13 protein-coding genes are annotated in these 13,171 nt (G+C 73.8%); 7 read left to right on the top strand and 6 right to left on the bottom strand.

Annotated elements, in window-relative coordinates:
- A partial coding sequence (locus tag ACQKQD_RS03155; RefSeq protein ID WP_427507465.1) for a winged helix-turn-helix domain-containing protein occupies positions 1–159 on the top strand: 159 nt, incomplete at its 5' end.
- Between the two features lie 82 nt (positions 160–241).
- On the opposite strand, the gene ACQKQD_RS03150 is transcribed toward ACQKQD_RS03155, so the two are convergent.
- On the bottom strand, positions 242–1,021 hold the full coding sequence (locus ACQKQD_RS03150) for a trypsin-like serine protease (RefSeq protein WP_427507457.1): 780 nt from the start codon (positions 1,019–1,021) through the stop codon (positions 242–244).
- 119 nt (positions 1,022–1,140) lie between these two features.
- Positions 1,141–2,538, bottom strand: coding sequence for a cysteine--tRNA ligase (gene cysS / locus ACQKQD_RS03145; protein ID WP_427507456.1), 1,398 nt, complete (start codon positions 2,536–2,538; stop codon positions 1,141–1,143).
- 310 nt (positions 2,539–2,848) lie between these two features.
- On the opposite strand from cysS, the gene ACQKQD_RS03140 reads away from it, so the two are divergent.
- A complete protein-coding gene (locus ACQKQD_RS03140) occupies positions 2,849–3,196 on the top strand; it encodes a hypothetical protein (protein WP_042672904.1) in 348 nt (115 codons plus the stop codon).
- 62 nt (positions 3,197–3,258) lie between these two features.
- On the opposite strand, the gene ACQKQD_RS03135 is transcribed toward ACQKQD_RS03140, so the two are convergent.
- On the bottom strand, positions 3,259–3,771 hold the full coding sequence (locus tag ACQKQD_RS03135) for a CreA family protein (RefSeq protein WP_020092910.1): 513 nt from the start codon (positions 3,769–3,771) through the stop codon (positions 3,259–3,261).
- A 160-nt stretch (positions 3,772–3,931) separates the two neighbouring features.
- On the opposite strand from ACQKQD_RS03135, the gene ACQKQD_RS03130 reads away from it, so the two are divergent.
- From ACQKQD_RS03130 to ACQKQD_RS03115, 4 genes are all read left to right on the top strand, one after another.
- Positions 3,932–5,014, top strand: a complete 1,083-nt coding sequence (locus ACQKQD_RS03130) for a DUF2865 domain-containing protein (RefSeq protein WP_427507455.1) — start codon at positions 3,932–3,934, stop codon at positions 5,012–5,014.
- 79 nt (positions 5,015–5,093) lie between these two features.
- Positions 5,094–7,226 (top strand): OmpA family protein, encoded by a 2,133-nt coding sequence (locus ACQKQD_RS03125; protein ID WP_427507454.1) that lies wholly within the window; start codon positions 5,094–5,096, stop codon positions 7,224–7,226.
- A gap of 91 nt (positions 7,227–7,317) precedes the next feature.
- The gene (locus ACQKQD_RS03120) at positions 7,318–8,526 is read left to right on the top strand and encodes an MFS transporter (protein ID WP_100250752.1); all 1,209 of its coding nucleotides are present in this window, start codon (positions 7,318–7,320) and stop codon (positions 8,524–8,526) included.
- Between the two features lie 16 nt (positions 8,527–8,542).
- Positions 8,543–9,319, top strand: coding sequence for a class I SAM-dependent methyltransferase (locus tag ACQKQD_RS03115; RefSeq protein WP_427507453.1), 777 nt, complete (start codon positions 8,543–8,545; stop codon positions 9,317–9,319).
- Between the two features lie 4 nt (positions 9,320–9,323).
- On the opposite strand, the gene ACQKQD_RS03110 is transcribed toward ACQKQD_RS03115, so the two are convergent.
- Positions 9,324–10,664 carry a glutamate--tRNA ligase gene (locus ACQKQD_RS03110; RefSeq protein ID WP_427507452.1) on the bottom strand — a complete coding sequence of 447 codons (1,341 nt, stop codon included), beginning with the start codon at positions 10,662–10,664 and terminating at the stop codon, positions 9,324–9,326.
- 146 nt (positions 10,665–10,810) lie between these two features.
- Here ACQKQD_RS03110 and ACQKQD_RS03105 point away from each other — a divergent pair, with 146 nt between their 5' ends.
- A complete protein-coding gene (locus ACQKQD_RS03105) occupies positions 10,811–12,088 on the top strand; it encodes an NAD(P)/FAD-dependent oxidoreductase (protein WP_427507451.1) in 1,278 nt (425 codons plus the stop codon).
- Between the two features lie 12 nt (positions 12,089–12,100).
- Here the strand turns inward: ACQKQD_RS03105 and ACQKQD_RS03100 are convergent, their stop codons facing one another.
- Entirely contained in the window at positions 12,101–12,571 is a 471-nt protein-coding gene (locus ACQKQD_RS03100; protein WP_427507450.1) for a hypothetical protein, read from the bottom strand.
- Entirely contained in the window at positions 12,568–12,978 is a 411-nt protein-coding gene (locus ACQKQD_RS03095) for a hypothetical protein (protein ID WP_427507449.1), read from the bottom strand. Before ACQKQD_RS03095 ends, ACQKQD_RS03100 begins: the two co-directional genes overlap by 4 nt.
- Positions 12,979–13,171 lie beyond the last annotated feature (193 nt).

The following is a 13,171-nucleotide window of genomic DNA, read 5'->3' as shown; positions in this document are numbered from 1 at the left end:
ATGGACGAGCCGGAGCTGAAGATCATCGACGTCTTCATCTGCAAGCTGCGCAAGAAGCTCGCCAACGCCAGCCAGGGCAAGAACTACATCGAGACCGTCTGGGGCCGCGGCTACGTGCTGCGCGAGCCGATGGACGGCGAGGAGCGCATGGCGGTCTGATCCGCCGGTCGCACCGTCTCCTGAAAAACCCCGCGCGGTCCGGCCGCGCGGGGTTTTCGCGTTCCGGCGGTATCCGCAGCCCTCACCGCGTCCCGGTGGCCGAGAAGACCTGCGCGGCGGGCGCGATCACCACGTAGCCGCCGCAGGGCGCGGCCCGGCTGATCACCGCGCTGGCGACACCCCAGATGTACGTGCCGCGGCGATCCTGCGCGACGACCGGGCCGCCGGAATCGCCGAAGCAGACCCGGGCACCGTTGGCCCGCGCGATAGTCAGCCCGGTGCTGCTCGCCGCGACCGGCGTCAGCGTGGCGGTGCGCAGGCGCCCGACCGTCCGGCCGGAGAGGCCGGCGCCGGCGATGCGCAGGCTCTTGGGGACCCGGCCGGGATCCGCCGCCAACGGAACCGGCCGCCGGTCGCGCACCGGCTCGGTCAGGCGCAGGACCGCGAGGTCGAGGGAGAGGTCGGAGAGGCTGACGCCCGACGCCTCATTCGGCAGCATCTCACCAGGATCGGGACTGTAGCGGGCCGCGACCCGCGCCCCGTAGACCGGCCGCGCCGGCTCGCTGCCCCGGAAGAACACCACGAGCGCGCCGAGCGGATCGCCGTTCACGCAATGGGCCGCGGTGAGCACGAGATCCGGCGCGATGAGCACGCCGGTGCAGCGGGTCAGCTTCAGCGCCTCCTCGGGCTGGGTGATCGTGCCGATCGCCACGGTGGCCTGCGCCAGGGCATCCCGGCCGGCGGCCGAGCCGCCGTCGATCGCGGCGGCCGGGCCCGACAGGCCCAGACCGAGGGTGAGCGCCGACGCGGCGGCGGCGCGTCGCGCCCCGATGGTCGCGAAAGTGGTCCCGAAGCTGATCACGTGCTGCTCATCTCCGCCGCGAGCCCCCGGACCACAGATGCCGCACGCGCCGCGCCGCGCAAGCGGGCGCGAGGACGCGGCCGCCGTCACGTCCGTGTCATCGGCAGCCGGCTCGGCGATCAGCGCGCCACCGTCCAGGTCGTGGTGCCGTCCTTGTTGTCCTTCACGGCGACGCCCATCCCCGCGAGAGCGTCGCGCGCCCGGTCCGAGGCGGGCCAGTCCTTGGCGGCCCGCGCCGCCCGGCGCTCGGCGATCAGCGCCTCGACCGCCGCGACGTCGACCCCGGACGCCGCGACCTGATCCTGCTCGCGGTCGCTGCGGGTGCGCGCGAGGAAGCCCAGCAGGTTCGCGCCGGCGCGCAGCGCCCCGGGCTGCGCCTCCGCACCGCTCCCGAGCCGGTGCAGCTCGTTGATCGCGGCCGGCGTGTTGAGGTCGTCGCAGAGCGCCTCGACGACCCCGGCGGGGATGTCGGGCGCGGCGGGCGCGTCCCCGGCGGCGTTGTACCAGCGGTCGAGCACGCGGGCCGATTCCTCGAGGCCGCGCAGGGTCCAGTCGATCGGCTGCCGGTACTGGGTCTTGAGCATGGTGAGGCGCACGACCTCGCCCGGCCAGTCCTTCAGAACGTCGCGGATGGTGATGAAGTTGCCGAGCGACTTCGACATCTTCTCCCCCTCCACCTGGAGGAAGCCGTTGTGCAGCCAGACGTTGGCCATCACCGGCGTGCCGAAGCAGCAGCGGGACTGCGCCACCTCGTTCTCGTGGTGCGGGAAGATCAGGTCGATGCCGCCCGCGTGGATGTCGAAGGTCCGGCCGAGATGCTTGGCCGACATGGCCGAGCACTCGATGTGCCAGCCCGGGCGGCCGGCGGCGGCGAGGCCGGCCGGTGACGGCCAGGACGGCTCGCCGGGCTTCGCCGGCTTCCACAGGACGAAGTCGAGGGGCGAGCGCTTGTAGGGGGCGACCTCGACCCGGGCACCCGCCTCCATCTCGTCGAGGGGCCGCTTCGACAGGCCGCCGTAATCCGGCATCGAGGGGACGTCGAACAGCACGTGGTCCTCCGCCACATAGGCGTGGCCGGCCCGGACCAGGGCCTCGATCATCGTCACCATCTCGGCGATGTGGTCGGTGGCGCGGGGCTCGACGAAGCGGGCTCGCGCGCCCGGCACGTTCACGTCCTCCGGCATGAGCACGCCGAGGTCACGCACGTCGCGGTGGAACTGCGCCAGCGTTCCGTCGGTGAGTTCGCGGATGGTGATGCCGCGCTCTGCCGCCCGGGCGTTGATCTTGTCGTCCACGTCGGTGACGTTGCGCGCGTAGGTGACGTGCTCCGGCCCGTAGAGGTGGCGCAGCAGGCGGAACAGCAGGTCGAAGACGATGATCGGCCGAGCGTTGCCGATATGGGCGGCGTCGTAGACCGTCGGGCCGCAGGCGTAGACGCGGACATGCTGCGGGTCGATCGGCGCGAACGCCTCCTTGGCGCCGGTGAGCGTGTTGTAGAGCCGCAACATCGGCGCCATGAAACCCATCCCTTCTCCGGCGCCGGGGATGACGTCCGGCCCGGAGCCGTGGCCGGAAATCCGGCCCTGCCTTCAACGACCTGAGGGCCCCGCGCGGCGAAGAGCGGCCGAAACGTGGCGGATCGGCCAGCCCCGGCACGGCACCCTGTTGCATCGCGGCGACGGCGCGGCCCGCGCGATGGGGCTAACCCAAAAGCGTGAGGAATTCGAGATGGCCTGCGCGCCATGCGGGTAAGGCTTCCTTAACCGCGCCGTCGGACCGTCCGGGCCACGATCCTCACGCCACAGATCCTGTGCCCAAGGACAATCCATGCGACGCTCGGCCGTTGGTTCCCTCGCTCTCGCCACCGTTCTCGCCTGCGCGGGCCTGACCCACGCCGCGCTGGCCGGCACCGACGGCGAGACGCCCGCGAAGGCGCCGGCCCGTGTCGAGAAGACCTTCCTGATCCCGTCGAGCGACGGCTACGGCGTCGGCGAGTGCCTGACGACGCCGGGCAGCGCCTGCGGCCAGGTGGTCGCCAACGCGTGGTGTGAGGCCCAGGGCTACGCCGCGGCGAACTCCTACGGCGTCGCCGCCGCCGACGAGTATACCGGCGCGATCAGCCAGCCGGTCCCGGCGCCGTCCGAGCGCCCGATCCGGATCACCTGCCAGGACTGAGCCGACCGCGGACGGCCCGTCGCCGGGCCGCCGCGCGGAAAGCTCGCGTCACCGGGTGCCGCTCACTTCATGAAGTCGGCGCATTTCTGCGCCGGTTCGGTGCCCCAGGGCGCCAGCGGCACCGCCGAGGTCGAGTTCTTCGGCGAGCCCTGAATGACCTTGTCCGAGTAGACCATGTAGATCAGCGTGTTGCGCTTCGCGTCGCAGCCGCGGACGATCTGCATCGACTTGAAGATCAGCGACCGGCGCTCGCTGAACACCACCTCGCCCTGGCTGAGCTTGCCCTTGAAGGCGATCGGCCCGGTCTGCCGGCAGGCCAGCGAGATGTCCGAGACATCCTCGGCCAGGCCCAGTGTGCCCTTGATCCCGCCCTTCTCGGGCTGGGTGTACCAGCACGACACGCCCGAGACCGCCGGATCGTCGACGCCGTAGACCACGAGCTTGTCATTGGGCGTCAGCGGGCGCCAGACCGTCGACTTGTCGAAGATCCGATCCGGCTCCTGCGCCGCGGCCGGACCGGCCGCTGCCAGGCCCAGTGCGAGAAGCCCAACATAGGTGAGACTCCGAAACAACATCGCCGGTCAATTCCCCCTCACGCTTGCGGGCCGGATGTAGGAGGGGTGTCGCGGTCTTGCGAGGGGGCGTAGAATGGCCCCGCTTCCGTCCCGAAGCGCGGATGCGCGCGGGCTCCGGATACTCCGGATCGCCGCGCACCCGATCAACGCGATGCAGCCTATGCCTCACCGCCCGATCGTCCGTACGCTCGGCCGCCTCATCCTGAGCGCGGCCATAGCCCTCGGACTGTCCTCTCCGCTCGCGACCTCCGCCAGCGCGCAGGAGACCGCGCCCGCCCCGGCGCCCGCCGAGGCGCGGCCGGCGCCGCAGCTGCCGTCGCCGCAGTGCCGGCGCTACCGGGCTGAGCTGGCCTCGCTCCAGAGCGGCGCCAGCACGACGCGCGCGCTCAACGACGAGATCGGTCGGCTCGAAGCCTATTTCCGCGGCCTGAACTGCGAGGGCGGCAAATTCCTGTTCTTCGACACCCGGCCGCCCCAGTGCGGCGCGGTGGAGCAGCGCATCCGCGCGCTCAAGGCCACCTACGGCGGCGCCGTGATCGACGACAGCGGCGCCCGGAAGCGGGAGCTCCAGGGGCTGGTCGCCTCCACCTGCCCGCCGCGCGAGGCCTATGCCGGCTCCGGTGAGGCCTACGGCCGGGGCGGCCCGCAGATGGTTTGCGTGCGGACCTGCGACGGCGGCTACTTCCCGATGAAGAACCTGCCAGAGGGCCGCGGCGGCGCCGACGAGATGTGTCAGGCGCTCTGCCCGGGGACCGAGGCGCAGGCCTATTCCATGCCGTACGGCGACGACGCCCTGAAGCACGCCGCCACGGTGAAGGGCAGCCGCGCCTACACGAACCTCGCCAACGCCTTCAAATTCCGCAAGGAATTCGTGCCGAACTGCTCCTGCAAGCCGGAGGGCAAGTCCTGGGCGCAGTCTCTGGTGAAGGCCGAGAGCATGCTGGTCCGGCACAAGGGCGACATCTTCGTGACGCCGATGCAGGCCGAGGCCCTGTCCCGGCCGAAGGTGCGCCTGACCCTTGTCGGCCGGGCCGACCGGACCGCGGCGGAGCTCGCCGCCGACGCCGCCGGCCGCGCGGGCGTCGACACGAAGGGCAGCGCGGGACCCGGCCGCGACGATGCGGCGAAGATCCAACCTGCCGCGGCCGACGGCACGAAGGCCGCGGAAGCCAAGCCGGATCACGTTGCCGTGCGCATCATCGCGCCCGACGTCATCGCGGTGCCCCAGCGCCTCACCCCCTGAGACTGGTTTCGCGCCGACGGGCGCGGAACCATACGCGACGTCCGGTGTTCGGCTCGGCCTGAACCGACACGAGACCGCGATGCGCCTGCTCCGCCTGATCCTCCTCACCGGCACGGTGCTGCCGGGCCTGACGCTCGTGCAGCTCGCAGACGCCGCGCCGGGCCGGATCCAGGTGGCGCAGGGCGGACCGGAGGAGCGCGGCCCCCGCGGCGGCGAACCCCCGCACGGCGGCCCGCGCCCCGAGCGGCCGCCGCAGGAGCGTCCCGGCCCGCCGCCGGGCCCACCGGCCGCGCGCGAGCGGCCCGAACCCCGGCCGGAGCGGGCGCCGCCGCCCCCGCGCGAGCGGCCCGAACCGCCCGCCCAGCGCCAGCCGCAGGCCGAACCGCCTCCGCGGGAGCGCGCGCCCGAGCGCCGGCCGGAGCCGCCGGCGGCCCGTCCCCCGGCGCCGGACCGGCAGGACCGGCAACCGGAGCGGCAGCAGGACCGGCAGCAGGACCGGCGGGATCAGCAGCCGGACCGTCCGGACCGCGGGCCGCAGGATCGGCCCGGCCCGGGGCGGTCCGAGCGTCAGCAGGCGCCGGATCGCGATCAGGCTCCGCCGCCCCAGGGGCGGCCCGCGCCGGAGCGTCCGCCGGCCCCGCCGCATCAGCGCCAGGCGCCCGACCGGGATCGCCCCGGTCCCGACGACCAGCCGAACCGTCCCGCGCAGCGCGACGCGGCCCCCGACCGGTCCGCGCCGGATCGCGGACCGCCGGGTCAGCGTCCGGGCGGTCCGGGTGCGCCCGGCGACCGGTCTCAGCCGCCGAACGCGCCCCCCGGCGCACCCGGTCGACCGGCCCAGCGCCCAGACGCGCCGCCCGACAACCGCCTGCCCGAGAACCGCGCCCAGCCGAATGGCGGTCCCGGCGCCGAGCCCGGCCGGCCGCAGGCGCCCAACGCCGCTCCGGGCGTTCCGGGACGACCGTTCCAGCCGCAGGGAGCCCAGCCCGAGGGACGGGCGCCGGCCCAGCCCAACGGTGCTCCCGGCGCCGAGCCCGGACGGCCGGTGCCGCCCAACATGGCCCCCGGGATTCCGGGACGGCCGTTCGTGCCGCCGGGCCAGGCTCCCGCCCCCGGACAGGCCCCGCCGCCCGGCGGCCCGCAGCCCGGGACGGCGCCGGCACAGCCGGGACAGCCGCCCGCGGGCGGCCCGGGCCGTCCGGCCGACCCGAACGCCTTCAACCGGCCGGGACAGCCCGGCTACGTCCCCGGCGGTTTCCGCCAGAACGACGGCGTGCGCGACTTCGATCAGGTCCGCACAGACCGGCGCGAGTTCCGGGAGGATGGCCGGACCTATTACCGGGAGCCGGGCCGCATCATCGTGCAGGACCGCGACGGCTACCTGATCCGCCACGACGAGAACGAGCGCTTCCGCACCCTCGACCCGCGCGGCTACCGGTTCGAGCGGCAGGGCGCGGACTTCTACAGCTACGTCGACCGGCCCGGCGGCGAGCAGATCGTCACCGTCACGAACGACGACGGTCGGATGCTGCGCCGCTACCTCCGCTACCGCGACGGTCGCGAGCTCGTCCTGATCGACAACAGCTACGCCGGCCCGCTCCGCCCGATCTACGAGGACGTGGTGGTGCTGCCGCCGCCGGAGATCCGCATCCCGCGGGACCGCTACATCGTGGATTACGCCCAGGCCGACGAGGCGGAGGTCTACGAGGCGCTGACGGCGCCGCCCGTGGTGCAGGTCGACCGCCGGTACACGCTGGACCAGATCCGCTACAGCCCGGACCTCCGCGCCCGCCTGCGCTCGGTCGACATCAACACGATCACCTTCGACACCGGCTCGTTCACCGTCACGCCCGATCAGGCGGCCAAGCTGTCGGTGATCGCCGCCGCGATGAACCGCGCCATCCAGGCCAACCCCCGGGAGGTGTTCCTGATCGAGGGCTTCACCGACGCCGTCGGCTCCGCGCTCGACAACCTGTCGCTGTCCGACCGGCGCGCCCAGTCGGTGGCGACCGTGCTGACCGAGCAGTTCCGCGTGCCGCCGGAGAACCTGACTACCCAGGGCTACGGCGAGCAGTACCTGAAAGTGAACACGCAGGGTCCGTCGCGGGAGAACCGCCGCGTCGTCGTCCAGCGGATCACGCCGCTGCTGCAGCAGGGGCAAGGTCAGGGGCAGGGCCAGGCAGCGCCTCCGCCGCCTCCGCCGCCGCGCTAGGGCGGCCGCCGCGCGGGCCTGTCCTGCGCGGCAGTTGACCGTGCGGCCACAGCGCCTCACCACCGGTTGAGGACAGCGGCGCGGGACGGTCATGAACAGCGAGGCGGAGGACGGGCTCATCCGGTCGGGCACACCGGTCTTCCGCCGCACGGCTCTGGCCCTGGCGGCGGCCGGCTTCTCGACCTTCGCGGTGCTCTACGCGGTCCAGCCGCTCCTGCCGATCTACGCGGAGGATTTCGGCGTCTCGCCGGCTGCGAGCAGCCTCGCCCTGTCGCTGCCCTGCGGGCTGCTGGCGGTGGCGCTGCTCGTCGTCAGCCCGCTCTCGGAGATCTGGGGGCGCAAGCCGGTGATGCTGGCCTCGCTGGTCGCCTCGGCGGTGCTCACGGTCGTAGCCGCCCTGGTCCCCGGCTGGTACGGCTTCCTGGCGCTGCGCGCGCTCACCGGGCTGACGGCCAGCGGACTCCCGGCCGTCGCCATGGCCTATCTCGCCGAGGAGATGGACGCCAAGGCCATCGGCCTGTCGATGGGCCTGCTCGTCGGCGGCAACGCGCTGGGCGGCATGTCGGGCCGCCTGATCAGCGGCGTGATGGCGGACTTCGTCAGCTGGCGCGCCGGGCTCGCGGTGATCGGCGGCCTCGCGCTCGCCGCCGCGCTGGCGTTCTGGCGCTGGCTGCCGCCCTCGCGCCGCTTCGTGCCGCGCCGGCTGGCCTGGGCGGAAGTCCCGGGCAGCTTCGCCCACCATTTCCGCGACGCCGGCCTGCCCTGGCTCTTCGCCGAGGCGTTCCTGCTGATGGGCGGCTTCGTCTGCATCTACAATTACATCGGCTTCCGCCTGCTCGACCCGCCCTACGCGCTGAGCCAGGCGGTGATCGGGATGATCTTCTCGGTCTACCTCGCCGGTATGGTCAGCAGCCCTGTCACCGGCGAGTTGGCGAGCCGCTTCGGCCGCCGCCGTGTCCTCTGGGTCGCCACCGCCGTCGGCCTGGCCGGCATCGTGATGACGCTCTCGGACCGCCTGCTGGTGATCCTGGCCGGCATCGTAGTGACGACGGTAGGCTTCTTCGGCGCCCACGCGGTCGCGAGCAGCTGGGTCGGGCGGCGGGCGCTGCGCGACAGGGCCCAGGCCTCGGCGATCTATCTCGGCCTCTACTATCTGGGCTCGTCGGTCCTCGGGACCGCGGGCGGCTGGTTCTTCGCCCATTCCGGGTGGAACGGCGTGGTGCTGTTCGTGGGCGGGCTGTACGGTCTGGCGCTGATGATCGCCCTGCGGCTGTCCCGCCTGAAGCCGCTCGCGACCTGATCCGGGAGATCCGCCGATGAACGCCCGCAGCCACGCCCGACACGTCGTCGACCAGTTCGGCGCGCAGGCCTCCGCCTACGTGACCAGCGCCGTGCACGCCGCCGGCGCCGATCTCGACCGGATCGGCGAGCGGGTCCGCGCGCGACCGGGTCTGCGGGTGCTCGACCTCGGCTGCGGCGGCGGCCACGTCGCCTTCGCGGCGGCCGCCACTGGCGCCGCCGTCACGGCCTACGACCTGTCGGCCGAGATGCTGGCGGCGGTCGCGGCCGAGGCGGCCCGGCGGGGACTCGACCGGATCGAGACCCGTCAGGGCGGCGCCGAGGCCCTGCCCTTCCCGGACGCGGCTTTCGACGCGATCCTGACCCGCTACAGCGCCCACCACTGGCGCGACGTGCCGGCCGCCCTGGCGGAGGCGCGGCGGGTGCTGCGGCCGGACGGGTTCCTCATCGTCAGCGACATCGTCGCGCCCGAGGATCCGCTGCTCGACACGCACCTGCAGGCGGTGGAGCTGCTGCGCGACCCCTCGCACGTCCGCGACTACCGGGTGTCGGAATGGCGGGCCCTGCTGGAGGCGGCCGGATTCGCGCCCGGCGACGCGACGCCGAGCCGGCCGCGCATGGAGTTCGCGAGCTGGATCGCCCGGATGCGGACGCCAGAGACCCACGTCGCGGCGATCCGGGCGCTGCAGGTCACCGCGCCCGCGGAAGTCGCGGCGCATTTCGCCATCGAGGCCGACGGCAGCTTCCTGCTCGACGCCGCGCTGATCGAGGCGCGCCCGAAGCCCGGCCGCTGATCGCTCAGGCGGCGGCGCCGGAGAGCCGGCGCGCCGCCCGCTCCCGCCCGATCAGCGGCAGCAGGCCGGCGAGGTCCGGCCCGTGCTCCAGGCCGGTGAGGGCGAGCCGGAGCGGCCTGAACAGGCCGCGGCCCTTGGCCCCGGTGCGGGTCCGGATCTCGGTCGTCCACGCCTTCCAGGTTTCCGGGTCGAACGGCTCGGGCGGCAGGGTCTCGCGGGCGGCCGCGATCACGGCGGGCTCGGTGAGCACCGGCTCGACGGGACCGGCCACGACCCGCCACCAGTCGGCCGCCTCCGCGACGCGCCCGAGATTGGCCCGCACCGCGATCCAGAACGCCTCGGCCCGATCCTCCGGGATCCCCAGAGCCGCGAGGCGCGTGGCCGCCTCCGCGTACGGCATGGCGTGGACCAAGCGGGTGTTGAGGCCGTCGAGCTCCGCCGGGTCGAACCGGGCCGGCGCCCGCGAGATCTCGCCGAGATCGACGAGGCTCGCGAGGGTGTCGAGGTCGGGCACCGCCCGCACCGATTCGGCCGAGCCGGTGAGCACCGCCAGCGAGCGCACCGCCGCGGGCTCGTAGCCGGCCTCGCGCAGGCCGCGCAGCGACAGGTGGCCGAGGCGCTTCGACAGCCCCTCCCCGTCGGCCGTCGTCAGCAGGTTGTGGTGGCCGAAGACCGGGACGGGCGCACCCAGGGCCTCGAAGATCTGCACCTGCACGCCGGTGTTGGTGACGTGGTCCTCGCCGCGGATGACGTGGGTGATCCCGAGATCGGCGTCGTCCACCACCGACGGCAGCGTGTAGAGGTAGCTGCCGTCGGCGCGGATCAGCACCGGGTCCGATAGGGACGCGCAGTCGACATGGGCCGGCCCGCGGACGAGGTCGTCCCAGCCGACGGTCCGCGCCTCGAGCAGGAACCGCCAGTGCGGCCGGCGGCCCTCGGCCTCCAGCGCCGCCCGCTCCTCGGCGGTCAGCCGCAGCGCCGCCCGGTCGTAGATCGGCGGCTGGCCGCGGCCGAGCTGACGCCTGCGGCGGCGCTCCAGCTCCTCCGGCGTCTCGTAGCAGGGGTAGAGCCTCCCCGCTGCGCGCAGGCGGCCGGCGGCGGCGTCGTGCTGCGCCGTGCGGTCGCTCTGCCGGGCGAACAGGTCGGGCACGATGCCGAGCCACGCGAGATCCTCGCCGATCGCCTGGGCGAAGGCCTCCGTGGAGCGCTCCGCGTCGGTGTCGTCGAGGCGCAGCAGGAAGCGGCCGCCGGTCCGGCGGGCGAACAGGGCGTTGAGCAGGGCCGGCCGGGCGTTGCCGATATGGAGATACCCGGTCGGCGAGGGTGCGAAGCGGACGAGAGTCATGGCCCGCTCTCTAGCCGATCTGCGCGGGAATGTGCGCGGGACTTCGCGATCACACCGGCCGGATGCGTCCCCCGCAGCGCCCGCTACCCAGGACGCGGGAAACCCGGCAGAAGGGCGCGCGTGGTGCGGTGCAGGATGTGAGCGGCATGGCGACGGACGAGACGGCCGACATCGTGGTGGTCGGCGGCGGGATGGTCGGCCTCGCCAGCGCCATCGCGCTGAGGGACCGCGGGCTCGACGTGGTGCTGCTGGATCCCGGCGAGGCGCGGGCCCGGACCTCCTACGGCAATGCCGGCGTGGTCAGCCGCGGCTCGATTCTGCCGATGTCGAGCCCGGCCCTGTGGGGCAAGCTCCCGGCCTACCTGCGCAACGCCGATCGCGGCCTGCGGCTGCACTACGGGCATCTCCCGCGGATCGTGCCCTACACGGCGCACTTCCTCGCCGCCGCGCGCGCCTCGCGCTGGCGCCGTGCCGCGGAGGCGCTGCTGCCGCTGACCAGCGCCGCCTATCCGGCCCACGAGCGGCTGGCGGCCCGGGCCGGGACCGGCGACCGGCTGCAGCGGACGGGTTGGATCAAGGCCTACCGCACCGAAGCGGCCTTCGCGTCCGCCGCCCTCGAGCGCGAGATCCTGGCCGGGCACGGGGTCGCCTTCGACATCCTCGACACCGCGGCGCTGCGCGCGCTCGAGCCGGCGCTGGTGCGGCCCTACGCGCGGGCCATGCTGCTCACCGAGACGGGGTCGGTCCGCGAGCCCGGCCGGCTCATCGAGGCGTGCGAGGCCCTGTTCACCGGTCTCGGCGGCCGCCGCCTGCGGGGCAGCGTCGCCCGGCTGGAGCCCCAGACGGACGGCTGGCGCGTCGATCACGACGGCGGCGCGGTGCGGGGCCGACAGGTGGTCCTCGCGGCCGGCGCCGCGTCCGGGGCGATCGCCCGGACCCTGGGCTACCGTTTCGCCGTTGCGGCCGAACGCGGCTACCACCGCCACTACGCCCTGCATCCGGACAGCCCGCCGCTGACCCGGCCGATCCTCGACACGGGCGCGGGCTCGATCCTGTCGCCGATGAGCGAGCACCGGGTCCGGGTCCTGTCCGGTGTCGAGCTCAACGCGCGCGCCGCCGCGCCCGACCACACCCAGATCGATGCGGCGTCCCGGGAGGCGGCCTCCACCCTTCGGCTCGGCGGCCCGCTGGACAACGCGCCGTGGCTCGGCTCCCGGCCGTCGACCCCCGACGGGATGCCGGTGATCGGCAGCGCCCCCCGGCACGACGGCCTGCTCTTCGCCTTCGGCCACGGCCATATCGGCCTGTCCACCGGCCCGATCACCGGCGAGATCGTCGCCGACCTCGCCACCGGCCGGGAACCGGCCGTGCCGGTCGCGGCCTTCGCGCCGGAGCGGCTCCTGCGCTGGCCGCGGCTGCTCTGAGAGCCGCCTCCCTCAGCGCCAGTCGTAGGGGTTGTAGGGCTCGAGCGCGGCCTCGACCTTCCGCAGGACGTCCGGCTGGTGCTGAAGGTCGGCCTCCCGGGCGAGTGCCCGGAGGAAGGCCTGCGGGCCGTGCTCCAGGTCGCGCGTCAGGCCGCTGTAGCGATCGGCCGGCTCGACATGGGCGGGATTGACCGCGACGCGGTAAGCGAGGCCGCAGGTCGGCGGGTCGATCCCCAGGCGATAGCAGATCCGCACCCGGGCGAAGGGGACGTCCGGGCGGTAATCGACGCGGTAGCCGCCGAGACGGAAGGCGCCGCCGGTCGCGCGCTCGGCATAGGCCAGCGTCCGCGCCACCGTGGTGAAGCCGGCGGTGCGCCGGTCGCGCACGAGGTCGATCGCCGCCCGTTCCGTCGGCACGAAGGATTGCGCGCAGGCGGGGCCGGACACCAGCGCGACCAGAAGAGCGGGGACGGCGAGTCTCATGGCTTCTTCATGCAGACCGCGACGGGCTGGGCATCCTTGGCGGCCTTGGCGGTCATGTCGAGGCAGCCGACCGTGGACACGCCCTCCGTGACGGTCACCGACGGCACCACCGCCATGCCTCGGCAGTAAGCGCCAATCAATTCCTCGTCACGGCGGCACGCCACGTCGAGGCGCACCTGGCTGTTCAGGGACGGTCCCGGCGGACCGGCCGGTCCGGCCGGGCCCGGGTCGCCCGCGGGGCCGCGGGCGCCGGTGGCGCCGTTCACCCCCGCCGGCCCGGCCGGCCCCGCCGGTCCCCGATCACCCTTCGCACCGGGAGGTCCGGCCGGTCCCGGCTTCGGGGCATCGCAGGCGGCGAGCGCGAGCGCCACCGCGCCGACCACGAGCGCGATCAGGGGGGATCTCATGGGGTTCTCCGGCACGCTGCGCGGGGAACTGGCGCGCGCAGGCGGTGCGTCAACACCGCGTCGCCGACACGCCGGCGCTATTACAACCGAAAGTAGTGGCCCTTTGATAACCCTGGTCTAGTCGATTGGATTAAGAGTTTCGCAAAAGCTTGGCGTCACATCGGATGAGATGTCTACTTCCGAGTGATCTGCT

It is taken from the genome of Methylobacterium sp. NPDC080182 (assembly GCF_050281105.1).
Classification (GTDB): Bacteria; Pseudomonadota; Alphaproteobacteria; order Rhizobiales; family Beijerinckiaceae; genus Methylobacterium.
Note: the sequence above shows the minus strand (reverse complement) of the source record. Positions and strands in the feature narration are given on the sequence as shown.